Below are 24,491 nucleotides of genomic sequence, written 5' to 3' on the forward strand. Positions count from 1 at the left end.
AAAAGGCTGTTACTTGTCTTGCGAGATCGGCATGTCGATGCCGCCCTTGATATGTTTGATCGGCCCGGCAGAGGTCGGCATCATGTCGAAGTCGAAGATCTCGGTCGGCAGCCACAGCGTGGCGCAGGCGTTCGGCACGTCGACGACGCCCGAGATATGGCCCTGCACCGGCGCGGTGCCGAGGATCGAGTAGGCCTGGGCGCCGGAATAGCCGAACTTCTTCAGATATTCGATGGCGTTGAGGCAGGCCTGCCGATAGGCGACGGTGACGTCGAGATAATGCTGCTTGCCTTGCTCGTCGACCGAGATGCCTTCGAAGATCAGATAGTCCTTGTAGTTCGGCGTCACCGGCGACGGCTTGAAGATCGGATTCTTGATGCCGTATTTCGACACGCCGTCCTTGATGATGTCGACCTTGATGTGCAGCCAGCCGGCCATCTCGATCGCGCCGCAGAAGGTGATCTCGCCGTCGCCCTGGCTGAAGTGCAGATCGCCCATCGACAGGCCGCCGCCCGGCACATAGACCGGGAAGTAGATCTTCGAGCCGCGCGACAGATCCTTGATGTCGCAATTGCCGCCATGCTCGCGCGGCGGCACGGTGCGGGCGCCTTCCGCGCCGGCCTTGGCCTTGGCGTCGCCGGTCAGCTTGCCCATATGCGCGGTCGGCGCGAAGGGCGGATTGGCGAGGCCGGGCACGCGGGTCGGATTGGTGGCGATCAGCCCGGTCTCGCGCTCGTTCCAGGTCGACAGCAGCTTCGGATCAGGCAAGCATCCGATCAGACCGGGATGGATCAGGCCCGCGAAGTTCACGCCCGGGATGTGACGGGACGAGGTGTACATGCCCTTGAAGTCCCAGATCGACTTCTGCGCCAGCGGGAAATGATCGGTGAGGAAACCGCCGCCGTTCTGCTTGGAGAAGAAGCCGTTGAAGCCCCAGAGACTCTCCTTCATCGGGCCGACATAGAGCAGATCGACGACCAGGAGGTCGCCGGGCTCCGCGCCCTTGACGCCGATCGGACCCGAGAGGAAGTGCACGATCGACAGATCGATGTCGCGCACGTCGTCCGCGGAATCGTTGTTCTTGATGAAGCCGCCGGTCCAGTCATAGGTCTCGACGATGAAGTCGTCGCCGGGATTGACCCACGCGGCCATCGGAATATCCGGATGCCAGCGGTTGTGAACCATCTCGTTGTCATAGGCAGACTGCGTGAGATCGACCTTGATCAATGTCTCTGGCATCGGAAGCTCCCTTTTGAACCAGTGGACGTAGTTGGATAAGCAGACTCAGACGGACAGATATTTGGCGACCTGCGCCTCATCGACGCTGTCGCGGGCCTCGTCGCGGACGATTTCGCCGTTCTCAATCACCAGCACGCGGTCGGCGACGTCGAGCGCGAAACTCAGCACCTGCTCGGAGACGATGATCGACAGGCCCTTGGTGTCGCGGATGCGTTTCAGGGTCCGCGCCATGTCCTTGATGATGGAAGGCTGGATGCCTTCGGTCGGCTCGTCCAGCAGAAGCACTTTGGGTTTGGTGGCGAGCGCGCGGGCGATCGCGAGCTGCTGTTGCTGACCGCCCGAGAGATTGCCGCCGCGGCGGTTCTTCATCTCGAGCAGCACCGGAAACAACTCGTAGAGATCGCCCGGCACATTCTTTTCGCCGGACACGACGAGGCCGGTTTCGATGTTCTCCTTCACTGTCATGGTCGAGAAGATCATCCGGCCCTGCGGCACGTAAGCGAGACCCTTGGCGACGCGCTCGTAGCTCTTCAGACCACCGAGCTCGGCGCCTTGCATCGTGATCGAACCCGAACGCTGCGGGATGATGCCCATCAGCGACTTCATCAGCGTGGTCTTGCCCATGCCGTTGCGGCCCATGATCGCGACGATCTCGTTCGGCGCGACGTTGATATTGAGCCCGTGCAGCACTTCGCTCTGGCCGTAGGCGACGTGCAGATCGTTAATTGCCAACATGTCCGCCTCCTTCAGTGGCCGAGATAGACTTCGATGACTTTCGGATCGTTCTTGACCGTCTCCATCGTGCCTTCGGAGAGGATCTGGCCCTGGTGCAGCACGGTGACCTTGTGGGCGATGTCCTCGACGAACTTCATGTCGTGCTCGATCACCAGCACCGAGCGGTCCTTGATGATGGTGTGCAGGAGCTCGGCGGTCTTGACGCGTTCGGACACGCTCATGCCGGCGACCGGCTCGTCGAGCATCAGCAGATCGGGGTCCTGGATCAGCAGCATTCCGATTTCGAGCCACTGCTTCTGACCGTGGCTGAGTAGGTCGGCGCTCATGCCGAGTCGGTCTTTGAGGAAGATCGCCTCGGCGACCTCTTCGACCCGCTCGCGCACCGCGGCGGTGCGCTGGAACGCCAGTGCACCGAACACCGAGCGGCCCTGCGGATAGGAGATCTCCAGATTCTCGAACACCGTGAGGTCTTCGTAGATCGACGGCGTCTGGAACTTGCGACCGACGCCGGCCTGGACGATCTGGTTTTCCTTCATCTTCGTGAGGTCCTTGCCACGGAAGTGGATGGCTCCGGACGTCGCTTTGGTCTTGCCGCAGATCAGGTCGAGCACCGTCGTCTTGCCGGCGCCGTTAGGGCCGATGATCACGCGAATCTCGTTTTCTTCGACGTAGAACGACAGATCGTTCACCGCCTTGAAGCCGTCGAAGGACACGGTGAGCCCCTCCACCGCGAGCAGGAAGTCGGGCTGTTGATGGCCGATCAGCATGGTTGCCTCCCTATTCTGCCGGGGCGCCGTCGGCGACCCTGCCGAACGACTTGCCGTTACTGTGATCCGATCCGGACTTGCGCTTGCTGATCAGCCTGTCGATCAGCGGCTGGACGTGATCGCGCCAGATCCCGGCGAGACCGCTCGGGAAGATCAGCACCACCGCGATGAACAGCGCGCCGAGGCCGAACAGCCAGAGCTGCGGGAAGGATTCCGACAGGCTGGTTTTGGCGAAATTCACCAGCAGCGTTCCGTAAATCGCGCCGAAAATCGACATCCGGCCGCCGACCGCGGTGTAGATCACCATTTCGATCGACGGCACGATGCCGACGAAGGACGGCGACATGAAACCGACATTCAGCGTGAACATCGCGCCGCCGATCGCCGCGAACATCGCCGCCAGACAGAACGCGAAGATCTTGAAATTAGCGACGCTGTAGCCGGAGAACCGGACCCGGTCCTCCTTCTCGCGCATCGCCACCAGGATGCGGCCGAGCTTGGAGTGGCGCACGAACAGCGCCAGCAGGATGCAGCCGAACAGGAAGGCGACCTCGACGAAGTACAAAATCACCTTGGCGTGGTCGGGACGGATGTCCCACCCTTTCAGCGTGCGCAGATCGGTGATGCCGTTGATGCCGCCGGTGTAGCCCTGCTGGCCGATGATCAGAATCGTCAGGATCGCCGCGATCGCCTGGGTGATGATCGCGAAGTAGACCCCGCCGACCCGCCGCTTGAACATCGCCGCGCCGACCAGATAGGCGAACAGCGTCGGCACGATCAGGATCGCGAGGATCGTCAGCGTCAGACTGTGGAACGGCTGCCAGAACAACGGCAACTGCGTGATCTGATTCCAGTCCATGAAATCCGGAATGCCCGGAGTCGACTGGATCTTGGTGTTGGCGACGCTGGAAGCTTCCAGCTTCAGATACATCGCCATGCCGTAGCCACCCAGGCCGAAGAACACACCCTGCCCGAGGCTGAGAATGCCGCCGAACCCCCAGCACAGCACCAGACCGAGTGCCACGAAGGCGTAGGTCAGATACTTCGCGACGAGGTTGAGGCGGAACACATCCAACGAGAGCGGCAGGATGACGACCAGGAGCAGAGCAAGCGCGGCGAGACCGATGAGGTCGGAGCGGCTGAGAAAGCGCGGGCTTTCCATGACGGTGACTCCTATTTGCGAACCTTGAGAGCGAACAGGCCTTGCGGACGCATCATCAGGATCGCGACGATGGCGAGCAGGGTCAGCACCTTGGCCATCGAGCCGGACATGAAGAACTCCATGGTCGACTGCGCCTGCGAGATGCTGAAGGCCGATGCGATGGTGCCGAACAGGCTGGCCGCGCCGCCGAACACAACGACGAGGAAGGTGTCGACGATGTAGAGCTGACCCGAGGTCGGCCCGGTCGAACCGATCATGGTGAAGGCGCTTCCCGCGATGCCGGCGATGCCGCAGCCGAGACCGAAAGTGGTGCGGTCGACCTTCTCGGTGTTGATGCCGACCGCGCCGGCCATTACCCGGTTCTGCACCACGGCGCGGACCTGGCGGCCCCAGCGCGACTTGTACATCACATAGGCGACGGTCGCGGTGATCAGCACGGTGAGGCACATCACGAAGATGCCGTTGATCGGCACTTCGATGGTGTCGGTGATCTGCTTGGAGCCGAGCATCCATTGCGGCAACTCGACGCCGACTTCACGGGCGCCGAAGATCGAGCGATAGGCCTGCTGAAGGATCAGCGACAGCCCCCAGGTCGCGAGCAGCGTATCGAGCGGCCGCCTGTAGAGGTGTCTGATCAGCCCCCATTCGACCAGCATGCCGAGCGCACCGGAGGCGATGAATGCGAGGATCATCGCGACGAAGAAGTAGCCGGGAAACAGCGACGGCAGATAGGTCTGAAATGCGTTCGACGTCATCCACGTGACGTAGGCGCCGAGGATCATGAACTCGCCATGGGCCATATTGATGACGCCCATCTGGCCGAAGATGATGGCAAGGCCGAGCGCCATCAGCAGGTAGACCGAGAACAGGATCAGGCCCGCGAAGCCCTGCATCGCAAAGATCGCGCCGAGATCGCCAATGGAATAATCGCCGAACATGGAGGCTGGCTCCTGGATTGGATTTTGATCTGGACTCGGTGATGTCCTCGGTGCCGCCTCACGCCCCGGCCGTCATGCGCGGGCTTGACCCGCGCATCCATCTTCCGAAGAGGATGGATCGCCGGGTCGTTTCGCGAAGACGCGCTTCGCGCTTTTGCCCGGCGATGACGTGCAGAGTGCGTGGGAACGCGGCCGGGCTTACTGATAGCCCTTCGGGAACGGATCGGGTTCGACCAGATCGGCGGTCTCGTAGACCAGTTCGTACTGGCCATCGAGCTTGGCGCGACCGACCCTGGTCTTCGACCAGAGGTGGTGATTCTCATGGACCCGAACGTAGCCTTCCGGCGCGCCCTTGAATTCCACGCCCGGCGACGCGGCCGCCACCTTGTCGACGTCGAACGAGCCGGCTTTCTCCACGGTCAACTTCCACAGCCACGGGCCGAGATAGGCAGCCTGGGTGACGTCTCCGATCACCGTCTTCTCGCCCCACATCTTCTTGAATGCGGCGACGAATTCCTTGTTGTTCGGATTGTCGAGCGACTGGAAGTACTTCATGCAGGCATAGGCTCCCGCGATGTTCTCGCCGCCGATGCCGTCGATCTCGTCCTCGGTGACCGAGATCGTCAACAGCGTCTGCTTCGACAGGTCGATGCCGGCCGCCTTGAGCTGCTTGTAGAACGCGACATTCGAACCGCCGACGATGATCGCGTAGATCACGTCCGGCTTGGTGAGCTTGATCTTGTTGATCACCGAGTTGAATTGGGTGTGACCGAGCGGGAAGTATTCCTCGCCGACCACCTTGGCGTCCTTCAAATGATTTTCGATGTGCTTGCGCGCAATCTTGTTGGAGGTGCGCGGCCAGATGTAGTCCGAGCCGAGCAGATAGAAGCTCTTGGCGCCCTTGGTCTTGTTGACCCAATCGAGGCCCGCGATGATCTGCTGGGTGGCCTCCTGGCCGGTGTAGATGACGTTCTTGGACTGCTCCAGGCCTTCGTAGAAGGTCGGGTAGTACAACATACCGTTGTATTGCTCGAACACCGGCAGCACCGCCTTGCGCGAGGCCGAGGTCCAGCAGCCCATCACCGCGGCGCATTTGTCGTTGACCAGAAGCTTCTTGGCCTTCTCGGCGAAATTCGGCCAATCGGACGCGCCGTCTTCCTGGATGAACTTGATCTTGCGGCCGAGCACGCCGCCGGCGGCGTTGATCTGCTCGATCGCCAGCTTTTCGGCCTGCACCGAACCGGTCTCCGAGATCGCCATCGTGCCCGTGACCGAGTGCAGGATTCCGACGGTGACCTCCGTATCGGTCACCGCCAGGCCGGTTGTGTTGACGACGGAAGTCGCCGGCGCCTGGGCGAACGATGTTCGCGGCAGCAGCGACATCGCCGGGATCGCGGCCATGCCCATCAGAAGCTTGCGTCGGAACGGCGAGTGAAGGCCCTGCTTTTTCTCGTCTGACATGAACTACCCCTTCGTGTTGCGTGGACGCGTCTGCAGTCAGGGGAACGATCGACGAAATTTTCCACTTCACCGATACGCAAGATCACGTATGTTGCATCGCAAGATCGCGACGTAGGTTTTCTCACGCATGGGAGCGTGACAACGAGGAGAAGCGGGTGGTTGGGCGACAGCGCATAGACCGCGTGCGGCGCCAGTACAATCAATGGGTCGCCAACCAGACACTCGAAGATTATGCGCTGCGTTTCACCGCGAAGAGCGCGCGACGCTGGTCGGCGTTGCGGGTCGCCAATACGGCGCTCGGCGCGATTTCCTTCCTCGCGCTGGAAGCGATCGGCGGCACCATCACGCTGAACTACGGCTTCGCCAACGCCACCACCGCGATCCTGGTGGTCAGCGCGATCATTTTCTGCTGCGGCCTGCCGATTGCCTATCATGCAGCCAGATGTGGCGTCGATATAGACTTGCTTACGCGCGGCGCCGGATTCGGCTACATCGGATCGACGGTCACATCGCTGATCTATGCCTCATTTACATTCATCTTCTTCGCGATCGAAGCCGTTATTCTCGCGACCGCGCTGGAGCTGTGTTTCGGTTTGCCGCTGCCGCTGGGTTATTTGTTCAGCGCGGTGGTGATCATTCCGCTGGTGACGCACGGCATCACGTTGATCAGCCGATTCCAGCTCTGGACCCAGCCGTTCTGGATCTTGCTTCACATCCTGCCGTTCGCGGCGATCGCCATTAAGAGCCCGGAATCCTTCGTCGGCTGGACGAATTTCGCCGGTGCGCACGGCGATCCTGCAGGACATCTCGACCTGCTGCTGTTCGGCACCGCGGCTTCGGTCGTATTCTCGCTGGTGGCGCAGATCGGCGAACAAGTCGATTTTCTGCGCTTCCTGCCGCGTGACCGCCACACCTCGAAAGCGGCGTGGTGGACCGCGATGGTCTGCGCCGGACCGGGCTGGATCGTGCCGGGCGCAATCAAGCTGCTGGCCGGCTCCTTCCTCGCCTATTTCGCACTGAGCCACGGCATCGAGCCGGAGAATGCGGCCGAGCCGTCGCACATGTATCGCGAGGCGTTCCGCTACGTGCTGTCGCAACCGGAACTTGCGTTGGCGTTGACCGGCGCGTTCGTGATGCTCTCGCAGATCAAGATCAACGTCACCAACGCCTATGCGGGCTCGATCGCCTGGTCGAACTTCTTTTCGCGGCTCACCCACAGCCATCCCGGCCGCGTCGTCTGGCTGGTGTTCAACGTGCTGGTCGCCCTGCTGCTGATGGAGATCGGCGTCTACAAGGCATTGGAGCAAACGCTGGCGCTGTACTCCAACGTCGCGATCGCCTGGGTCGGCGCGCTGGTCGCTGACCTCGTCATCAACCGGCCGCTCGGCCTGCGGCCGCGGCATATGGAGTTCAAACGCGCGCATCTCTACGACATCAACCCGGTCGGCGTCGGCTCGATGGCGATCGCCACGGTGATTTCGATCGCCGCGTTCTACGGCGTATTCGGGCCGACCGCCAAGGCGCTGGCGCCATTCGTTGCGCTGCTGACGGCCGTCGTCACCGCGCCGGTCATCGCCATCCTGACGCGCGGGCGATTCTACATCGCCCGCAAGCAGAAGCGCTCGTGGCAAAACCTGCCGGCGATCAATTGCTGTATCTGCGAACATTCGTTCGAGCCTGAGGACATGGCGTCTTGCCCCGCTTATGCGGGACCGATCTGCTCGCTGTGCTGCTCGCTCGACGCACGCTGCCATGATCTGTGCAAGCCGCACGCGCGGTTCGACGCGCAGTTCACCGACGCGCTCGGCAAAGTTCTGCCGCGGCGCGTGCATGCGCTGATCAATTCCCAGGTCGGACATTATCTCAGCGTGTTCATGGTGTCGGCCGGGCTGGTCGGGCTGACGCTGATGATGATCTATTTGCAGACCTCGCCCGCGACCGAGGCGCAGCAGATCGTGCTGTGGGACATTCTCTGGAAGCTGTTCTTCGCACTCACCATCATCGTGGGCGTGGTGACCTGGTTGTTCGTGCTGGCGCGGCAGAGTCGTCAGGCTGCCGAGGCCGAGACGCGGCGGCAAACCACTTTGCTGATGCAGGAGATCGATGCGCACCGCCAGACCGACGCCGAGTTGCAGCGCGCCAAGGAGGTCGCGGAATCCGCCAATCTCGCCAAGAGCCGCTATGTGGTCGGGCTCAGCCATGAGTTGCGCTCACCGCTGAATGCGATCAGCGGCTACGCGCAGTTGCTCGAGCAGGACAGCAGCCTGCCGCCGCGACCGCGCGACCAGATCCGGCTAATGCGGCGCAGCGCCGATCACCTCTCCGGCCTGATCGACGGATTGCTCGACATTTCCAAGATCGAGGCCGGGCGGTTGTATCTGTCGCGCGACGAGGTGCGGCTGGGCGAATTCCTCGACCAGCTCGTCGGCATGTTCCGGCTGCAGGCTGCGGCCAAGGATGTCGAGTTCGTCTTCAAGCGCCCGCAATATCTGCCGCCGGTGGTCTATGCCGACGAAAAGCGGCTGCGCCAGGTGCTGATCAACCTGCTGTCCAACGCGATCAAGTTCACCCAGAGCGGCAGCGTGCATTTCATCGTGCACTATCGCAACCCGGTGGCCGAACTCGAAGTGCGCGACACCGGGCCGGGCATCCACGCCGACGATCTCGAACGGATCTTCGCGCCGTTCGAGCGCGGCGCGCTCGGCGTATCACAGCCGCACACCGGCACCGGCCTCGGCCTGACGATCAGCAAATTGCTCGCCGGCGTGATGGGTGGCGACCTCAGCGTCACCAGCGCGCTCGGCCAGGGCTCCACGTTCCGCGTCAAACTGCTGCTGTCTGAAGTCACCAACCCGACCCGCAGCCGCGCGATCCGCGCGCCGATCCTCGGCTATCACGGCCCGCGCAAAACCATTCTGATCACCGACGACGATCCGGCCCAGCGTAATCTGCTGCAGGAACTGCTGGCGCCGATCGGCTTCATCGTGCTGAGCGCGCCCGACGGCTACACCTGCATCAGCCTCGCCGAACACTGCCAGCCCGATCTGTTTCTGCTCGACATCTCGATGGCCGGAATAGACGGCTGGACCGTCGCTGAAACGCTGCGGACCAACGGACATCACTACGCACGCATCCTGATGGTCTCGGCCAGCGCTATCGAGGCCCATGGCGCCCCGCTGGCGCAGCCATACCACGACGGCTATCTGATGAAGCCGGTCGACATCCCTCGGCTGCTCGAACAGATCGGACAATTGCTCAAGCTGGAGTGGATTCACAAAGGCGAAGCTCAGGAGACGCTCGACTTCACCGGCGAGTTTCAGAGTCCGCCGATGCAGCATGTCGAGGAATTGATCGAACTCGGCAAGATCGGCTACATCCGCGGCATCGAGTCGAAACTCGATCAGATCAACAACGACTATCCGGAGTCAGGGCTGTTCGTGTCTCAGATGCGCGCGCTGGTCGAACAATTCGACCTTGACCAGTACATGAAGACCCTGAACACGCTGTATCGCCATGACCAATGACCTGAAGAAGCGCGATATCGTTCTCGTCGTCGACGACTCTCCGGAGACGCTGCGGATGCTGACCGATGCGCTCGACGGCGCCGGCATGACCGTGATGGTGGCGCTCGACGGCGCCGCGGCGATGCGGATCGTCGAGCAGATCACGCCGGACATCATCCTGCTCGACGCGATGATGCCGGGCCTCGACGGCTTCGAGACCTGCCGCAGGCTGAAGCGCAATCCCGGCGTCTCCGACGTACCGGTGATCTTCATGACCGGCCTCACGGAGAGCGAGCACATCGTCCGCGGCCTCGAGGCCGGCGGCGTCGACTACGTCACCAAGCCGATCGTCATCGCCGAAATGCTGGCGCGGATCCGCGTGCATCTCGGCAATGCGCGGCTGAGCCAGAGCGCCCGCGCCGCGCTCGACGTCTCGGGGCGCTTCCTGCTCGCGGTCGATCGTCTCGGCAAGGTGCTGTGGGCGACGCCGCAGGCGCAGAAGTTGCTCGCCGCCGACGGCGTTTCGACGGAGGGCTTCCGGCTCGATCTGCCGAAGCCGTGGCTGGATTGGCTGGAGCAGTTGCACAGCGGCCTCGCGCAACCCAAGACGCCGATGAAAGCGTCATTGCTGCGCAATGACGAACTGCGGCTGCAATACATGGGTAAGCTCGGGCCAAACGAATTCCTGCTGCGGCTGGCGCGCGACACGTCGGCCGACTCGCCGAGGGAATTCGCAACCGAATTCGGCCTCACCAGCCGCGAGAGCGAAGTGCTGGCATGGTTGAGCAAGGGCAAGACCAATCGCGACATCGCGCAGATCCTGGGGCTCAGCCCGCGCACCGTCGACAAGCATCTCGAGCAAATCTACGCCAAGCTCGGCGTGGAGAACCGAACAGCCGCGGCGGCAATCGCCACCAACGCCAGCAGGCGCGATTCATAGTCGTGTGGCGCGCTGACCACCTCAATCGCAGCACGACGCCGGAGCCTCGGCCTTGAGCCCGCGGAGCGAGCTGTTTGGTTCGATATCAGCACGAGCTGCGGTCTCAGTGGGTTTTGGTGTCTTGCCAACGTTCGAGATCCGGCTTGTCCGGAGGCGGCTGGCTGGTCGTCTGCGAACTCTGGTTCGGCTTCTTCCAAGGCTCTTTGGTGCCGCTCTTCATTGCGTCACCAGGCCGGTCATCGGGCGCTTTGTCATCAGACATCACATCACTCCAATCGGAGGTTCTCCTCGGCCGCGACATCGGCCGCACGCTTGACCTTGTTGCCGACGTCGTTGACGGCGGTCATCACACCCTCGGGCGTCAGCCCCTGACGACGCGCTTCCTCGGTCGCGGCGCTGACGGCATCGCGCGCGACCGCGCCGGCGCGCTCGCTGGCGCGATCCACGAAGCCGCGGGCCTGCGCCTTGAACTCGTCGCTGCTTTCGCCGAACAACTCGGCTTCCACGCTCGTCGACGGCAGCGAGGCCGCAATTCCAGCGCCGATCGCGACGCCGAGCGCGCCGAGCATCAGCGGCTGCTCGTTGAACAGATCGGTCAGACGCGACCGCGCCGCGCCGAGCAACTCGGTCCCAGCGTCCGGAATCTGGCGGCCCAGATCGCTCGCTTGGTCGAGCGCTGCCGCACCGGTGCCACGCACGGCATGTACCGCGTGGCCGACACGATCGCTGACGTCGGCGAAGCGGTCACTGACCCGGTCGCTGACGTCGTGCATCGCAGCCCGCCCGGCGCCGATAACGTCGGACGCCACATCGCTCACGCGATCGAACGAGTCGCTGTTCGCCAACTTTGACGCGCCTTCCCTGACTCTGCCGCCGGTGAACAGCCACAAGACGCCCATGCCGATCAGCGCGGTCGAGACCGGATTGCGCCGCATCGCATCGCCGAGATCGTTGATAAACGGCATCACTTTGCCCTGGTGGGATCGATCGTTCACTTGACCATCTCCTTTGCCGCGACCTTGTCGCGCTGCAATTGCTCGATCGTGATGTTCGGCGTGAGCGCCTCGGGGGACAGTCGGCTGAGACCAATGCCGATCAACGCCGCCGCGATAACCACGGTGCCGCCGCCGGTGATCAAATAGGCGATCGATTGCGAGAACCCGTTCTCGATCAGCACGGCTGCGAGCGCGAACAGCAACATCACAAGTCCTGGGATCAGGATCACCGCCCCCGCGCCCATCATCGCCGCCGCGCGTCCGGCCTGACCGACCTTGTCGGCCATTTCGGCGCGGGCGAGATCGAACTCGTTGTTGATCAGCTTGGCGAATTGGTTGAACGCGTCGCCGAACAGCTCCGGGATCGAGCGATTACTTGGTGTCGTCATCGCATCAGCTCCGATCGTCGCGATCGTCCCGCGACGCCGCGCGATATGACTGATCGCCGGCGGACGACGAGCTCTTCAGGAACCGGACAGCACCGAAGCCCGCAAGCACGGCGAGACCGAGGAATGCGGTCGGCTGGCGGCGGGCGAAATCCTGCACGCCCTTCACCAGTTCCGAAATATCGCCGCGCTGCACGGTGTCGGAGATGTCCTCGACCTTCGCCGCCGCCTTGCGCATATAGACGCCGGCGATCGGCATATCGTTGTCGAATTCGCGCGACGCGCGGCGGATCGCATCGGCGATGCCGCCAATGTAGTCGGCTCCGGCCTCGCGCTGCGAATTGGCGCGCTCCTTGATCGTCTCGCCGGCTTCGGACGGGAACTCCCTGGCGGCCCCGGCCAGATCTTCGGCCTTGGCGCGCGCGGCGTCGACCGAATCCTCGGCGAGGCCGACCACGCGGTCCTTGATATCTCGGCCCGCGGCGGCCGCCTGATCGGCGATGTTTTGCGCTTCTTTCTTCACCGACTTCAGCGGCTGCGACCGCGCTCCCTCGGCTCCGTTCCCTGTCTTCTCGATCTGTTCGGCCATGACTGATCTCCGCCCTATCTCAATGCTTGTTCTGCGACGGCGACTCGAAGGTCGAGACCGCGGCTTCGGCAACCTTGCGGGCTCGGTCGCCGAGGTCGCGGACCTGATCGCCCATCTTCTCGCGCGTCAGCCCCTCATCTTCGGCGGCGTTGACCGCGCTTTCATAGACGTCGCGTCCCTTCTGCTTCACCGTTTCGACGCCGCGCGCCATCGTGTTCTCGGCCTGGTCCCGCATCTTCGGGCCGGCATTTCCAAACACCTGCCTCTCGGCGCGCAGCCGCGGGATCGCGCTTGCAATCAGACCGCCGACAACGAGGCCGATCCCGGCGACCAGCAGCGGGTGATTGCTCACGGTGTCCGTGAAGCTCTTGCCAGCGCGATTGCCGATATCGGTCGCGCGTTCGCGAACCCGCGCAGCCGCATCGAGCCCGGAATCTGCCGTTTCGCTGACCTTGTCGCGCAGCCGCATCGCTGCATCTGCAGCGTTGTCACGGACCGACGCGGCGGCGTCGCGCACCGAGGCCGCCGTGTCGCGGAGCGTATCGGTCACAGAACCGGCAATTCCAGCGCCGCGGCCCACGACATCGTCGACTTCCCCGGCGAAAGCTCCACCCGCGGCAGCCGCAGTGCGACCGAGGTCATCGACCTGCGCCGAGACATTGCGACCGAACTGCTCGCCTTTGTTCTTCAAATCGGCGGCAGTGGAGATCGCGGCGCGACGGAATTCATTGGCGCGGCTGGTGGCGGCCTCGCCCACAGCCTGCGCCGCGCCGGTTGCATATTCCCTTGCGGCTTCGGCGGTGTCGACGGCATCGGCGCCGAACGCGCGGGCCCGACGCTCGACGTCCCCGGCGAGATCGACCGCCGCGTCAGACGCGCGCTGTGTCAATTGCTGGCCGGACTTCGAGCCGGCCAGATACAGGCCGGCGCCGACCATCAACACAGGGGTCGGAATCGCGCGCACAATCTTCCACAGCGGATAGGCCAGCGTCGCCCCGACCGCCACGGCCTGCACCGGATTATTGCGGATGGTGTCACTGACCTTGTCGGCGATCTCTTCGCCGCGCGTCTTGATGTAATGGCTGACATCGTCCTTGATCGCCTGCGGCGAATAGCGCTCGCGCAGGTCGCTCGCGGTGTCGGCAACGGTCGCCCGCAGCTCGCCGACGGTTTCGGTCAATCCCGCCCGGGCGCGTTCCGTATCGCGCCGGATCTGATCCAGAGTTCGAGCATCGTGCGCCATCGGCTACCTCCAAAAGTTGCGAGCGTCCAACTCGGCTAGGTTGGCTATGTTCCTCAGCGCGCCCGGACATTCATCACTTTGTCCTCGTATCAAATGGGCCTTCGCCGGATCGAGGGGAAGACGCCGCTGCGGTCGATGCGACGAAATTGACGCCGGAATGGAGGCGCTGCCGGCGGAGCGCGGTAACCATTGCGGGCGCGGATGCAGGCAGGTCGTTGGGGGCGAAGTTTCGGTGTCCCTTCCCGGCCGAACTTCGCTACAAAGCGGGCTCCCGGGGGCGGCCTATCGGCCTTCAGGCAAACCATCAGGCCGGCCGGCGCACGCGGCTGAAGCCTTTAAACGGGGGAAATGCATGGCGCTTCACGACTTCACCCTGGGCGACGTCTATCGCCGTAACGCGGCGCTGTTTTCTGACCGCACCGCCTTCGTGTTCGACGGCGTCCGCGTCACCCACCGCAAATACCTCTCACGGATCGAAAAGCTCGCAGCCGGTCTGCTGCGAGAGAATGTCCGGCCGGGCGACCGTGTTGCAATTCTATCGCAAAACTGCCCCGAAATGGTCGAACTGATCGGCGCGGTCGCCCTGATCGGTGCGATCCTGCTGCCGGTGAACTACCGGCTCAACGCCGAGGAAATCGGATTTGTGCTCGGCGACGGCGCGCCGGTCGTGTTGATCGCTGGCGCCGACTATCGTGACATCGTGGCCTCGCTGCAGCCGTCGCTCGAAAGCGTCCGGCGCATCTTCGCGATCGGCAACGATCCCGCCCCGTTCACGCCCTTCGCCGAGCTTGCATCGGACGAGGCGTTCACGCCGCCGGACGTCGCTGCGGCCGATGGATTCGTCATCATCCACACCGCCGCGGTCGGCGGCAGGCCGCGCGGCGCGCTGATCTCGCAGGGCAATCTTCTGATCGCGCAGAGTTCGCTGATCGAGGCTTGGCGCCTCGGCGAGCGCGACGTCAATCTCGGCATGTTGCCGCTGTTCCACGTCACCGGCCTCGGATTGATGCTGACGCTGCAACAGGCCGGCGGCGCCAGCGTGATCGCGGCGAAATTCGATCCGGCGCAGGCGGCGCGCGATATCGCAGCCGAGCAGGTGACGGTGATGGCGGAGTTCGCGCCGATGCTCGGCAATGTTCTCGATCAGGCCAAGCCGGAACAATTAAAGAGTCTCCGCGCGGTCACCGGCCTCGATACGCCGGAGACGATCGAGCGGTTCGAGAAAGCGTGCCCCCAGGCGACGTTCTGGGCGACCTTCGGCCAGTCCGAGACCTCGGGTCTGTCGACGTTCTCACCGTATCGCGACCGGCCGAAATCTGCCGGGCGGCCACTGTTCTGGCGCACCGTCGCGGTGGTTGACGCCGACGACAAGCCACTGCCGGCGGGTGAGGTCGGCGAGATCGTGCTGCGCGGTCCAACCGTGTTTAAAGGCTACTGGAACAACGAGGCAGCAACCAAGCACGCCTTCCGCAACGGCTGGCACCATACCGGCGACATGGGGCGGTTCGACGCTGACGGCTATCTGTTCTACGCCGGCCGCGCCCCGGAGAAGGAGTTGATCAAGACCGGCGGAGAGAACGTCTATCCGGCCGAGGTCGAAGGCGCGCTCCGCCAGCATCCGGCGATTGCGGAAGCTGTCGTGATCGGCGTGCCCGATCCGCAATGGAGCGAGGCGATCAAGGCGGTGTGCGTCTGCCGTCCGGGTCACAGCGTCGGCGCCGACGAGCTGGCCGACTTCGTCGCCGGTCTGATCGCGCGCTACAAGAAGCCGAAACAGGTGGTGTTCGTCGACGCGCTGCCGAAAACCGGCAAGGGCGAGATCGACCGCGCAGCGGTCAAGTCCGCCCACGGCCAGGCTTAGCTCGCACCGATTTCGTCGGACGCAAGGTCGGGCCCAGGTCGGTCAACGTCCTGGCCCGACGCTCATTTCAAGGACCCGTCTCGGGTCCTGTCGGGCCGGCTTCAGGCCACCGACGTCGGATTCTCCGATGTCGGGCCGAGCTTGGCTTCGAGCGCTGCGATCCGCGCCTTGAGCGCCTCGTTTTCCTCGCGGGCGAGCCGGACCATGTCCTTGAACGCCTCGAATTCCTCGCGCTTGACGATGTCGAGGTCGCGCAGGATCTTTTCCGCCTGGCTGCGCACCACCGAGTCGACCTCGCGCTTGACGCCCTGCGCCGCGCCGGCGGCGTCGTTCATCAGACGTCCGATCTCGTCGAAAATCCGGTTGTTGGTCTGGGTCATGTCGAAAACTCCGGGTCGCTTGCGCGAGGTTGCAGTCGAAACTCAAGCTGGTCGAGACAATGGCGATGGCGGCGCCGCACTTCAAGCCGCCGCGCCCGGCGGCTCCGCCACCTTGTCAGGTTTCGCATTCCTTGCGATGTTCCAAGCGGCATCGCAAGGCCCCAGTTCAGAGGACCGGACGTCAGCATGATCGAGCAGCAGATCGACATCCCCACCCCTGACGGCCGCGTCAGCACCTTCATCACCCATCCGGAGCGCGATGGCCCGCATCCGGTGGTGCTATTGTTCATGGATGCGCCCGGCATCCGTGAGGAACTGCGCGACATGGCGCGGCGGCTCGGGACTTGCGGCTATTATGTGATGCTGCCGAGCTTATATTATCGTGCCGGCGTGTTCGAGCTCGGCCCGATCCCACCGGACGACGACGCGCCCGAACGCAAGCGGATGTACGAATTGATGTATTCGCTCACCATCCCGATGGTGATGCAGGACACCAAGGCGCTGCTCGACTTCGCGGCGATGCAGCCAGCGGCCAGCAAGGGTCCGGCCGGCGCGGTCGGCTATTGCATGAGCGGGCGTTATGCGATCAGCGCCGCCGCCAATTTCCCGGACCGGGTCACGGCCGCAGCCTCGATCTACGGCACCCATCTGATGACCGATGCGCCGGACAGCCCGCACCACACCGCACACAAGGCCAGCGGCGAACTGTATTTCGCCTGCGCCGAGACCGACCGCTGGGCGCCGCCGGAGTTGATCGGCCCGTTGCGCGAGAAGCTGTCGGCCGATGGCGTCGCCGCCGAAGTCGAAGTCTATCCCAACACCCATCACGGCTTCGCCTTCCCGATGCGACCGGTTTATGACAAGCACGCCGCCGAACGGCATTGGGAGAGACTTTTGGCGCTGTACCGACGCAGACTTTGAGGCTAATCCAAACGGACAATGTCGTTGTTCGCCATCGCCTTTCCTGTGTTCGACCCGGTGGCAGTCGCCATCGGACCATTCGTCATCCGCTGGTACGCGCTGGCCTATATCGGCGGCATCCTGCTCGGCTGGCTGTATGCCCGGATGCTGCTGCAGCGTGAGCGGCTCTGGGGCGGCCCGGCGCCGGTCACCCCCGTCCAGTTCGACGATTTCATCCTATGGGTGACGATCGGCATCATTCTCGGCGGCCGCGCCGGCTATGTGCTGTTCTACAATCTCGACTTCTTCATTGCCCATCCGGCCGAGATTTTCGAGCTGTGGAAAGGCGGGATGTCGTTCCACGGCGGCTTCATGGGCTGCGTGGTCGCGGTGTTCCTGTTCGGTTGGAAGAACAAGGTTTCGATTGCCTCGCTCGGCGACATCACCTGCGCGGTGGGGCCGATCGGCCTGTTCCTCGGCCGCATCGCCAATTTCATCAACGGCGAATTGTGGGGCCGCCCGGCGGATTCCAGCGTGCCATGGGCGATGGCGTTTCCCAATGCCGGGCCGCTGCCGCGGCATCCGAGCCAGCTCTACGAAGCAGGGCTCGAAGGCCTCGCATTGTTCGTCATCTTGGCGCTGATGATCCGCGCCGGTGCGTTGAAGCGTCCCGGCCTGATCATCGGCGCGTTCCTCGCCTTCTACGGGCTGGCGCGCATCACCAGCGAGTTCTTCCGCGAACCCGATCCTCAACTCGGCTTCCTGTGGGGCGGCATGACGATGGGCATGTTGCTGTCAGTGCCGATGGTCATTGCCGGCCTCATCGTGATGTTGTGGGCGCGACGGCGCGCGGTCGCCCCGCAGCCTTCCGGCGTCAGCACGAAACCCGGCGAGGCGCTCAAGTGACCGACAATTCGCCCCTGCTGGTCGAGATCAAAAGACTGATCAAGTCCACCGGTCCAATGCCGGTGTGGCGCTACATGGAACTCTGCCTCAACCATCCCGACTACGGCTATTACGTGTCGCGCGATCCGCTCGGCCGCGAGGGCGACTTCACCACCTCGCCCGAAATCAGCCAGATGTTCGGCGAACTGATCGGGCTGTGGGCTGCGTCAGTTTGGAAGGCCACCGGCGAGCCCGACGTGCTGCGGCTGATCGAGATCGGTCCCGGCCGCGGCACCATGATCGCCGACGCGCTGCGGGCGCTGCGCGTGCTGCCGCCGCTCTACCAGTCCCTCAGCGTGCATCTGGTCGAAATCAATCCGGTGCTGCGCGAGAAGCAGAAGGCGACACTGGCCGGCATTCGCAACATCCATTGGCATGACAGTTTCGCCGATGTGCCCGACGGGCCGGCGGTGATCCTCGCCAATGAATATTTCGACGTGCTGCCGATCCATCAGGCGGTGAAACGCGACAGCGGCTGGCACGAGCGCGTCGTCGAGATCAGCGCCAGCGGCGAGCTGGTGTTCGGCGTGGCGCCCGATCCGATCCCGCGTTTCGACATCCTGCTGCCGCATCTGGTGCGAATGGCGCCGGCCGGCGCGGTTTTCGAATGGCGCTCGGACGCCGAGATCATGGCCATCGCCACCCGGCTGCGGGATCAGGGCGGCGCGGCGTTGATCATCGATTACGGCCACATCCGCAGCGATGTCGGCGACACCTTCCAGGCGATCGCGCGGCACAGTTTCGCCGATCCGCTGCAGAACCCCGGACGCGCCGACCTCACCGCCCATGTCGATTTCCAGGCGCTCGGACGCGCCGCCGAGGATGTCGGCGCCCGCCTCCACGGCCCGGTGACGCAGGGCGAATTCCTTAAGCGGCTCGGGATCGAGACACGCGCGCTGTCGCTGATGGCCAAGGCCAGCCCGCAGGTGTCGGAAGACATTTCCGGCGCGCTGCGGCGCCTCACCGGCGAGGGCCGCGGCGCGATGGGCTCGATGTTCAAGGTGATCGGCGTGTCCGACCCGAACATCACCTCGCTGGTGGCGCTGAGCGACGACGCCGAACGGGCGGCGGAGGGACAGCCCGCATGACGATCGCCTCAAAGCTTCTCGCCGCGGTGCCCGGCCTGCGCCATGCTTTCTTCAGCCGCGAGGGCGGCGTCTCGCAGGGCATCTATGCCGGCCTCAATGGCGGCATCGGCTCGAACGATGACCCTGAGCATGTCGCCGAGAACCGGCGGCGGATGGCGGCGGCGATCGGCGTGCCGCCGGAACGGTTCCTCACTGTTTTTCAGGTGCATTCGCCCGACGTCGCGGTAGCTCAGATGCCGTGGGACAACGCCTCGCGCCCTCGCGCCGACGCGCTTGTCACCGCGACGCCGGGGCTGGCGCTCGGCGTCACCGCCGCGGATTGCGGACCGGTGCTGTTCGCCGATCCGACGGCGCGGGTGATCGGCGCCGCCCATGCCGGCTGGAAAGGCGCGCTGACCGGCGTGCTGGAGGCGACGCTCGACGCGATGGAAAGCCTCGGCGCCGCGCGCGGCCGGGTCATCGCGGCGATTGGGCCGCTGATCCGCCAGCCGAGCTATGAAGTCGGCGACGACTTCGTCGCCCGCTTCACCGACGTCGACCCCGGCCATGCGAGGTTCTTCATCCCGGCAGCCCGTCCCGGCCATGCGATGTTCGACCTCGGCGGCTTCATCCGGATGCGGCTGACGAATGCCGGCGTTGCGACGATCGACGACACCGGCATCGACACCTACCCCGACGAGAACTTCTTCAGCTATCGCCGCTCGGTCCACCGCAGCGAGCCCGACTACGGCCGCCAAATCCATGCGATTGTGCTGGAGTCGTAGGCGCCGCAATCGCTGGCCTGCGGCCGGGAAAAGTGAACGGCCATTAACCAAACTGGTTTACGATTGGACCCGCCGTGTCACCGCCAAATTCAAGCCAATTCGCTGAAAAATATCAGAAATCTTGAACGGCACCGGCCCCCAATCGTTAACCTGGGGGTCGCCCCACCCTAGACCTTAACGCATTTTAACGATATCGCTTCGTCCGTCCGGTGGCCTTTGCGCCGCGCCTTCCGACGGAACCCGCATGACTGCTTATCCTCCCCGCCAGCCCACCTCGCGCTTGATGCGCGCCGTTCTGTTGCTGGGAGTCCTGGGTGGATTGAGCGGCTGCGTGACGGCTGAGGGCGGCGGTTCCGGACCGCTTGCCTCGGCGGGCGGCTCGACCGTGACGTTCGAGTCGATCGACGGCCCGCCGCCGCAGGTGTTCGACCGCATGGTGTCGATGCTCGACAGCGAATCCAAGCTGCGCAATATCGCGGTGGTGTCGCGCGAAGGCGCCGCCGCCTATCGGGTGCGCAGCTATCTGTCGGCGCAGGTGCGTGGCAACCGCACCAGCATCGCCTGGGTCTGGGACGTCTACGACCGCAGCCAGCAGCGCACGATGCGGCTGTCCGGCGAGGAAGCGACCGGCCGTTCCGGCCGTGACGCATGGGGCCAGGCCGACGACACCGTGCTGCGCCGGATCGCACAGGCGGGCTACACCGGGCTGAGCGGCTTGGTTAACGGGAGCTCACCCGCCGAACCGGCAACGTCTGCCCCGGCTACGCCGAGCGCACCGTCCGCACGCGGGCCCGCGATCGCCAGCGCCGAGCCCGGCGGCACCGCAAACGACGAGACGCCCGCGAGCCCCCTGAGTTTCGCCGCGCGCTGAACGATACCTATGTCGAATCCGCATCAGAAAACCGTCCGCGACGGGTTGCCATCGGACGCCACCGGCTGATATCACCTCGCTCGCAAAAGCGCCCGTTTTCGTGAGTCAACCGATATGCTGAACGTTGTATCCACCGCGACGAGGGGAGACGCGTCGATGTCGGGCAAGAACGGCTCCGTCAAGCTGGTCGCCGGCAATTCCAATCCAGCGCTGGCGCGCGACATCGCCGACTGGCTGAGGATGCCGCTGACGAAAGCCAGCGTCCGCCGCTTCGCCGACATGGAGATCTTCGTCGAGATCCAGGAAAACGTCCGCGGCTCCGACGTCTTCATCATCCAGTCGACGTCGTTTCCGACCAACGACCATCTGATGGAACTGCTGATCATCACCGATGCGCTGCGCCGAGCCTCGGCGCGCCGCATCACCGCGGTGATCCCGTATTTCGGCTACGCCCGCCAGGATCGCAAGGCCGGCCCGCGCACGCCGATCTCGGCCAAGCTGGTCGCCAATCTGATCACCCATGCGGGCGCGGATCGCGTCATGACGCTCGATCTGCACGCCGGTCAGATCCAGGGCTTCTTCGACATCCCGACCGATAATCTTTATGCCTCGCCGGTGATGGTGCGCGACATCAAGGACCGCTTCGACCTGTCGAAGGTCGCGGTGGTGTCGCCCGACGTCGGCGGCGTGGTGCGCGCCCGCGGCCTTGCCAAACGGATCAACGCGCCGCTCGCGATCATCGACAAGCGCCGCGAACGCGCCGGTGAATCCGAAGTCATGAACGTGATCGGCGACGTCGAGGGCTACACCTGCATCCTGATCGACGACATCGTCGATTCCGGCGGCACGCTGGTGAACGCCGCCGACGCGCTGCTCGCCAATGGCGCGAAGGATGTCTACGCCTACATCACCCACGGCGTGCTGTCCGGCGGCGCCTGCGCCCGTATCAACGCCTCGAAGCTGAAAGAGCTGGTGATCACCGACTCGATCCAGCCGACCGATGCGGTCTGCAACGCAGCCAACATCCGCACCCTCTCGATCGCTTCGCTGATTGCCGATGCGATCGGCCGCACCGCGTCGGAAGAGTCGGTGTCGAGCCTGTTCGACTGAGCACTCCTCCTCTCGTTCGTCATCGCCTTATCGTTCGTCATTCCGGGGCGCGCGTCAGCGCGAACCCGGAATCCATAACCACCGTGTCATCGGTCAGGCATGGCGTTCGCCCCGCTTTGCCGAATAGCGGACACAGGGGCTATGGATTCCGGGTTCGCGCAGCTTTGCCGCGCGCCCCGGAATGACGGTGGAGAGGGCTTGCGACAGATCGAACGCCGTCATGCGCTGCGCAGCGCGGCGACTCACACGATCCCCGCCGCGACCTGGCCGCGGAGGCGCTCGAGGCTGAGCAAAGTGTCAGCGCAGGCGTGCGCGACTTCCGCTCCCTTGGCGGCGAAGTGCTGCTTGAAGAACGCGATCTGCGCATCGCCACTTTCAAACGATTGCGGCGTGGCCACCGCCGAGAACACCGGCACCTCGGTGCGGAGTTGCACCTCCATCAGCGCCTTGATCACCGTTTCGGCGACGAAGCCGGTGAGCCCGCCATCGACCACGAGACCCGCGGCAACGATCGCCGTATAGCGCCGCGTCTTCGCGAGGGTCTGCACATGCAGCGGAATTTCGAACGAGCCCGGCACTTCGAACAGATCAACCTGCGAAGCGACGATGCCGCGTGTCACGATCTCGCGCGCGAACGCCTCCCAACATTCCGCGACGACGTCGTGGTGCCAGGCCGACTGCACGAAGGCGACGCGTTGCGGCCGCGCGAACCGCGGATGCGCTGCGGCGGTCGGAGACGCCGGCGCTTCGGCGGGATCGGTCACACTGTCGGTCATCGGGGCACTCGTCTGCTGCTTTGGATTAAGCCTCAGGCTACCAGCGTGCGCCGTCGAATCAAAGGTTAACGGCGCGCCGCCCGACTCGCGACAGGTGAAATCCAACCGCCGGACTCGGCCGAGGCGAATCCGATTCCGTTTTGTTCTCCGCTCCTATGATCGAACTGTGGACGGGCCGCCGTTTGGCTGTGGATGGGACAGCCTCGGGATTGCACGGATTCTGCAAATCACATCATTTCATCTCTGCAACCTCGGTTCGTCCGGATCACACATTTGCAACGATCCACCGGGCACAGGCGCGTACCGGCCTGCCACATGCGTATCAGGCACATCCAAACTGAAAGTCGAGACGGCATGGCCATGCTCGAAGGCATCTTCGATTCCCCGAACAACCCGCTCGCGGCGGTCGAAGACATCGCGGCGTCGAACGATCTGGTGTTCGAGCGATCCGGCGAAGACGAAATCACCATCACGGCGAAAGGGCAGTGGACCGATTATACGCTGTCTTTCACCTGGATGAGCGAGATCGAGGCGCTGCATCTGGCCTGCGCCTTCGATATGAAGGTCCCCTCCGCGCGGCGCGGCGAAACCCAGCGGTTGATCGCGGCGATCAACGAGCAGCTCTGGGTCGGCCACTTCGATATATGGACACAAACCGGTACGATCATGTACCGGCAGGCGCTGGTGCTGCCGGGCGGTTTGTCGGCGACCAACGCGCAGTGCGAGACCATGCTGATCAGCGCGATCCACGCCTGCGAGCGCTACTATCCGGCGATCCAGTTCACGGTGTGGGCCGGCAAGACGGCAGCCGAGGCGATGTCTGCTGCGATGTTCGACACCGAAGGCGAAGCCTGATCCACCGCGCGCGGCGGACGATCCTGCATGGCGCGGGTTCGCGCCGAGCGCTTGTGACGCCCTCTCTGTTCCCATAAAACGCCTGCGAGAACGCGCCGCCGTCGCGGCGCGCGATGGATGCTCGCCATGGCCAACGCTTCGAAGTCACCCGCCCTGCAACAGCTCGGCGGCAATATCGTGCTCGCCGGCGCCGGCAAGATGGGCGGCGCGCTGCTCGCCGGCTGGCTGGCGCAAGGGCTCGACGCCGGCGACGTGGTGGTGATCGACCCGCAGCCCTCCAACGAGATCCGCGCGCTGACCGCCCGCGGCGTCCGCATCAACGCCTCCGCCGCCGATGTTGGCGCGGTGTCGACGATGGTGGTCGCGGTGAAGCCGCAGACTTTTTCCGGCGCCGCCGAGGTGTTGCGCGGTTACGCTGATCGATCGACGCTGGTGGTGTCGGTGATGGCCGGCATCCCGATCGCGACGCTCTCGGCGCAGATCGGCGGCCGGATCGTCCGCGCGATGCCGAACACGCCGGCCGCGATCGGCCGCGGCATCACGGTCGCAGTCGCCGATTCCGATGTCACCGCGGCGCAGCGCGCGACCGCCGACGCGCTGCTGCGCGCCACCGGTGCGGTGGAATGGGTCGAGGACGAGGGCCTGATCGACGCGGTCACCGCCGTCTCGGGCTCGGGTCCAGCCTATGTGTTCCTGCTCGCGGAGGAACTGGCGCACGCCGGCGTCGCGGCCGGCTTGCCAGAACAACTCGCGATGACGCTGGCGCGCGCCACCGTCGCCGGCAGCGGTGAACTGTTGCACCGTTCCGAGCTCGACGCCGCCACGCTGCGCAAAAACGTCACCTCCCCCGGCGGCACCACCGCCGCCGCGCTCGACGTGCTGATGGCCGATGACGGCCTCCGCCCGCTGATGACCCGCGCGGTGGCCGCGGCGGCGAAGCGATCGAAAGAACTGGCGAAGTAAGCGCCTTCCCTCCCCGCAAG

The 24,491-nt window shown here is 64.3% G+C and carries 24 protein-coding genes; 11 read left to right on the top strand and 13 right to left on the bottom strand.

The window, feature by feature from the left end:
- Positions 1 to 9: 9 nt before the first annotated feature.
- The 6 genes from fmdA to urtA form a co-directional block, all read right to left on the bottom strand.
- Positions 10 to 1,239, bottom strand: coding sequence for a formamidase (gene fmdA / locus BMY71_RS20950; protein WP_092686030.1), 1,230 nt, complete (start codon positions 1,237 to 1,239; stop codon positions 10 to 12).
- 45 nt (positions 1,240 to 1,284) lie between these two features.
- Positions 1,285 to 1,974, bottom strand: coding sequence for an urea ABC transporter ATP-binding subunit UrtE (gene urtE, locus BMY71_RS20955; protein ID WP_092686031.1), 690 nt, complete (start codon positions 1,972 to 1,974; stop codon positions 1,285 to 1,287).
- 11 nt (positions 1,975 to 1,985) lie between these two features.
- Positions 1,986 to 2,741 (bottom strand): urea ABC transporter ATP-binding protein UrtD, encoded by a 756-nt coding sequence (urtD, locus tag BMY71_RS20960; RefSeq protein ID WP_092686032.1) that lies wholly within the window; start codon positions 2,739 to 2,741, stop codon positions 1,986 to 1,988.
- A gap of 10 nt (positions 2,742 to 2,751) precedes the next feature.
- Positions 2,752 to 3,903, bottom strand: coding sequence for an urea ABC transporter permease subunit UrtC (gene urtC, locus BMY71_RS20965; RefSeq protein ID WP_092686033.1), 1,152 nt, complete (start codon positions 3,901 to 3,903; stop codon positions 2,752 to 2,754).
- An 11-nt stretch (positions 3,904 to 3,914) separates the two neighbouring features.
- On the bottom strand, positions 3,915 to 4,841 hold the full coding sequence (gene urtB, locus BMY71_RS20970) for an urea ABC transporter permease subunit UrtB (protein WP_092686034.1): 927 nt from the start codon (positions 4,839 to 4,841) through the stop codon (positions 3,915 to 3,917).
- A 198-nt stretch (positions 4,842 to 5,039) separates the two neighbouring features.
- Positions 5,040 to 6,302 (bottom strand): urea ABC transporter substrate-binding protein, encoded by a 1,263-nt coding sequence (gene urtA / locus BMY71_RS20975; protein WP_092686035.1) that lies wholly within the window; start codon positions 6,300 to 6,302, stop codon positions 5,040 to 5,042.
- 155 nt (positions 6,303 to 6,457) lie between these two features.
- On the opposite strand from urtA, the gene BMY71_RS20980 reads away from it, so the two are divergent.
- Together BMY71_RS20980 and BMY71_RS20985 are read left to right on the top strand one after the other, a co-directional pair.
- The gene (locus tag BMY71_RS20980; protein ID WP_092686036.1) at positions 6,458 to 9,826 is read left to right on the top strand and encodes an ATP-binding protein; all 3,369 of its coding nucleotides are present in this window, start codon (positions 6,458 to 6,460) and stop codon (positions 9,824 to 9,826) included.
- Positions 9,816 to 10,745 carry a response regulator gene (locus tag BMY71_RS20985; RefSeq protein ID WP_092686037.1) on the top strand — a complete coding sequence of 310 codons (930 nt, stop codon included), beginning with the start codon at positions 9,816 to 9,818 and terminating at the stop codon, positions 10,743 to 10,745. The genes BMY71_RS20980 and BMY71_RS20985 overlap by 11 nt, the downstream gene beginning before the upstream one ends.
- A 103-nt stretch (positions 10,746 to 10,848) precedes the next feature.
- Here the strand turns inward: BMY71_RS20985 and BMY71_RS25045 are convergent, their stop codons facing one another.
- Genes BMY71_RS25045 through BMY71_RS21005 form a run of 5 tightly spaced genes read right to left on the bottom strand, consistent with a single transcriptional unit; the run spans position 10,849 to position 13,958 of the window.
- Positions 10,849 to 11,007: a hypothetical protein gene (locus BMY71_RS25045; protein WP_175557743.1), complete on the bottom strand. Its 159-nt coding sequence runs from the start codon at positions 11,005 to 11,007 to the stop codon at positions 10,849 to 10,851.
- Between the two features lie 4 nt (positions 11,008 to 11,011).
- Positions 11,012 to 11,740, bottom strand: coding sequence for a hypothetical protein (locus BMY71_RS20990; protein WP_244526128.1), 729 nt, complete (start codon positions 11,738 to 11,740; stop codon positions 11,012 to 11,014).
- Positions 11,737 to 12,129 (bottom strand): phage holin family protein, encoded by a 393-nt coding sequence (locus tag BMY71_RS20995; RefSeq protein WP_092686039.1) that lies wholly within the window; start codon positions 12,127 to 12,129, stop codon positions 11,737 to 11,739. Before BMY71_RS20995 ends, BMY71_RS20990 begins: the two co-directional genes overlap by 4 nt.
- Positions 12,130 to 12,133: 4 nt before the next feature.
- Positions 12,134 to 12,715: a hypothetical protein gene (locus BMY71_RS21000; protein WP_092686040.1), complete on the bottom strand. Its 582-nt coding sequence runs from the start codon at positions 12,713 to 12,715 to the stop codon at positions 12,134 to 12,136.
- A 19-nt stretch (positions 12,716 to 12,734) separates the two neighbouring features.
- A complete protein-coding gene (locus BMY71_RS21005) occupies positions 12,735 to 13,958 on the bottom strand; it encodes a hypothetical protein (RefSeq protein WP_092686041.1) in 1,224 nt (407 codons plus the stop codon).
- A gap of 352 nt (positions 13,959 to 14,310) precedes the next feature.
- On the opposite strand from BMY71_RS21005, the gene BMY71_RS21010 reads away from it, so the two are divergent.
- Complete coding sequence (locus tag BMY71_RS21010) at positions 14,311 to 15,819, top strand: AMP-binding protein (RefSeq protein WP_092686042.1); 1,509 nt, start codon at positions 14,311 to 14,313, stop codon at positions 15,817 to 15,819.
- Between the two features lie 101 nt (positions 15,820 to 15,920).
- Here BMY71_RS21010 and BMY71_RS21015 read toward each other — a convergent pair whose 3' ends face one another.
- On the bottom strand, positions 15,921 to 16,199 hold the full coding sequence (locus tag BMY71_RS21015; RefSeq protein WP_011504256.1) for an accessory factor UbiK family protein: 279 nt from the start codon (positions 16,197 to 16,199) through the stop codon (positions 15,921 to 15,923).
- A gap of 186 nt (positions 16,200 to 16,385) precedes the next feature.
- Here BMY71_RS21015 and BMY71_RS21020 point away from each other — a divergent pair, with 186 nt between their 5' ends.
- The 6 genes from BMY71_RS21020 to BMY71_RS21045 all read left to right on the top strand — a co-directional run bounded on the left by BMY71_RS21020 (position 16,386) and on the right by BMY71_RS21045 (position 21,877).
- Entirely contained in the window at positions 16,386 to 17,120 is a 735-nt protein-coding gene (locus BMY71_RS21020) for a dienelactone hydrolase family protein (RefSeq protein WP_092686043.1), read from the top strand.
- Positions 17,121 to 17,138: 18 nt separating this feature from the next.
- Entirely contained in the window at positions 17,139 to 18,005 is an 867-nt protein-coding gene (gene lgt / locus BMY71_RS21025) for a prolipoprotein diacylglyceryl transferase (protein WP_092686044.1), read from the top strand.
- Between the two features lie 56 nt (positions 18,006 to 18,061).
- Positions 18,062 to 19,132, top strand: coding sequence for a class I SAM-dependent methyltransferase (locus tag BMY71_RS21030; protein WP_092686082.1), 1,071 nt, complete (start codon positions 18,062 to 18,064; stop codon positions 19,130 to 19,132).
- Positions 19,129 to 19,896 (top strand): peptidoglycan editing factor PgeF, encoded by a 768-nt coding sequence (gene pgeF, locus BMY71_RS21035; protein WP_092686045.1) that lies wholly within the window; start codon positions 19,129 to 19,131, stop codon positions 19,894 to 19,896. Before BMY71_RS21030 ends, pgeF begins: the two co-directional genes overlap by 4 nt.
- Positions 19,897 to 20,140: 244 nt before the next feature.
- Positions 20,141 to 20,767: a hypothetical protein gene (locus BMY71_RS21040; protein WP_092686046.1), complete on the top strand. Its 627-nt coding sequence runs from the start codon at positions 20,141 to 20,143 to the stop codon at positions 20,765 to 20,767.
- 156 nt (positions 20,768 to 20,923) lie between these two features.
- A complete protein-coding gene (locus BMY71_RS21045) occupies positions 20,924 to 21,877 on the top strand; it encodes a ribose-phosphate pyrophosphokinase (protein ID WP_011504262.1) in 954 nt (317 codons plus the stop codon).
- 242 nt (positions 21,878 to 22,119) lie between these two features.
- On the opposite strand, the gene BMY71_RS21050 is transcribed toward BMY71_RS21045, so the two are convergent.
- Complete coding sequence (locus BMY71_RS21050; protein ID WP_092686047.1) at positions 22,120 to 22,653, bottom strand: 6,7-dimethyl-8-ribityllumazine synthase; 534 nt, start codon at positions 22,651 to 22,653, stop codon at positions 22,120 to 22,122.
- 354 nt (positions 22,654 to 23,007) lie between these two features.
- Here BMY71_RS21050 and BMY71_RS21055 point away from each other — a divergent pair, with 354 nt between their 5' ends.
- Positions 23,008 to 23,508: a type III secretion system chaperone family protein gene (locus BMY71_RS21055; protein WP_041805450.1), complete on the top strand. Its 501-nt coding sequence runs from the start codon at positions 23,008 to 23,010 to the stop codon at positions 23,506 to 23,508.
- Positions 23,509 to 23,625: 117 nt separating this feature from the next.
- Positions 23,626 to 24,471 carry a pyrroline-5-carboxylate reductase gene (gene proC, locus BMY71_RS21060; protein ID WP_092686048.1) on the top strand — a complete coding sequence of 282 codons (846 nt, stop codon included), beginning with the start codon at positions 23,626 to 23,628 and terminating at the stop codon, positions 24,469 to 24,471.
- The last annotated feature ends 20 nt before the right edge of the window (positions 24,472 to 24,491 follow it).

The sequence above is a fragment of the Rhodopseudomonas pseudopalustris genome, from assembly GCF_900110435.1.
Lineage (GTDB): Bacteria > Pseudomonadota > Alphaproteobacteria > Rhizobiales > Xanthobacteraceae > Rhodopseudomonas > Rhodopseudomonas pseudopalustris.

What these genes read in the sequence shown, in the direction of transcription:
- urtA (WP_092686035.1), bottom strand. Translation starts at nt 6,302, where the DNA reads ATGTCAGACGAGAAAAAGCAGGGCCTTCACTCGCCGTTCCGACGCAAG.
- BMY71_RS21005 (WP_092686041.1), bottom strand. Translation starts at nt 13,958, where the DNA reads ATGGCGCACGATGCTCGAACTCTGGATCAGATCCGGCGCGATACGGAA.
- proC (WP_092686048.1), top strand. Translation starts at nt 23,626, where the DNA reads ATGCTCGCCATGGCCAACGCTTCGAAGTCACCCGCCCTGCAACAGCTC.
- BMY71_RS21040 (WP_092686046.1), top strand. Translation starts at nt 20,141, where the DNA reads ATGACTGCTTATCCTCCCCGCCAGCCCACCTCGCGCTTGATGCGCGCC.
- BMY71_RS20985 (WP_092686037.1), top strand. Translation starts at nt 9,816, where the DNA reads ATGACCAATGACCTGAAGAAGCGCGATATCGTTCTCGTCGTCGACGAC.
- BMY71_RS21045 (WP_011504262.1), top strand. Translation starts at nt 20,924, where the DNA reads ATGTCGGGCAAGAACGGCTCCGTCAAGCTGGTCGCCGGCAATTCCAAT.
- BMY71_RS21030 (WP_092686082.1), top strand. Translation starts at nt 18,062, where the DNA reads ATGCCGGTGTGGCGCTACATGGAACTCTGCCTCAACCATCCCGACTAC.
- BMY71_RS21000 (WP_092686040.1), bottom strand. Translation starts at nt 12,715, where the DNA reads ATGGCCGAACAGATCGAGAAGACAGGGAACGGAGCCGAGGGAGCGCGG.
- BMY71_RS21055 (WP_041805450.1), top strand. Translation starts at nt 23,008, where the DNA reads ATGGCCATGCTCGAAGGCATCTTCGATTCCCCGAACAACCCGCTCGCG.
- urtB (WP_092686034.1), bottom strand. Translation starts at nt 4,841, where the DNA reads ATGTTCGGCGATTATTCCATTGGCGATCTCGGCGCGATCTTTGCGATG.
- BMY71_RS21050 (WP_092686047.1), bottom strand. Translation starts at nt 22,653, where the DNA reads ATGACCGACAGTGTGACCGATCCCGCCGAAGCGCCGGCGTCTCCGACC.
- urtC (WP_092686033.1), bottom strand. Translation starts at nt 3,903, where the DNA reads ATGGAAAGCCCGCGCTTTCTCAGCCGCTCCGACCTCATCGGTCTCGCC.
- urtD (WP_092686032.1), bottom strand. Translation starts at nt 2,741, where the DNA reads ATGCTGATCGGCCATCAACAGCCCGACTTCCTGCTCGCGGTGGAGGGG.
- lgt (WP_092686044.1), top strand. Translation starts at nt 17,139, where the DNA reads ATGTCGTTGTTCGCCATCGCCTTTCCTGTGTTCGACCCGGTGGCAGTC.
- BMY71_RS25045 (WP_175557743.1), bottom strand. Translation starts at nt 11,007, where the DNA reads ATGTCTGATGACAAAGCGCCCGATGACCGGCCTGGTGACGCAATGAAG.
- BMY71_RS20995 (WP_092686039.1), bottom strand. Translation starts at nt 12,129, where the DNA reads ATGACGACACCAAGTAATCGCTCGATCCCGGAGCTGTTCGGCGACGCG.
- fmdA (WP_092686030.1), bottom strand. Translation starts at nt 1,239, where the DNA reads ATGCCAGAGACATTGATCAAGGTCGATCTCACGCAGTCTGCCTATGAC.
- pgeF (WP_092686045.1), top strand. Translation starts at nt 19,129, where the DNA reads ATGACGATCGCCTCAAAGCTTCTCGCCGCGGTGCCCGGCCTGCGCCAT.
- BMY71_RS21020 (WP_092686043.1), top strand. Translation starts at nt 16,386, where the DNA reads ATGATCGAGCAGCAGATCGACATCCCCACCCCTGACGGCCGCGTCAGC.
- BMY71_RS21010 (WP_092686042.1), top strand. Translation starts at nt 14,311, where the DNA reads ATGGCGCTTCACGACTTCACCCTGGGCGACGTCTATCGCCGTAACGCG.
- BMY71_RS21015 (WP_011504256.1), bottom strand. Translation starts at nt 16,199, where the DNA reads ATGACCCAGACCAACAACCGGATTTTCGACGAGATCGGACGTCTGATG.
- urtE (WP_092686031.1), bottom strand. Translation starts at nt 1,974, where the DNA reads ATGTTGGCAATTAACGATCTGCACGTCGCCTACGGCCAGAGCGAAGTG.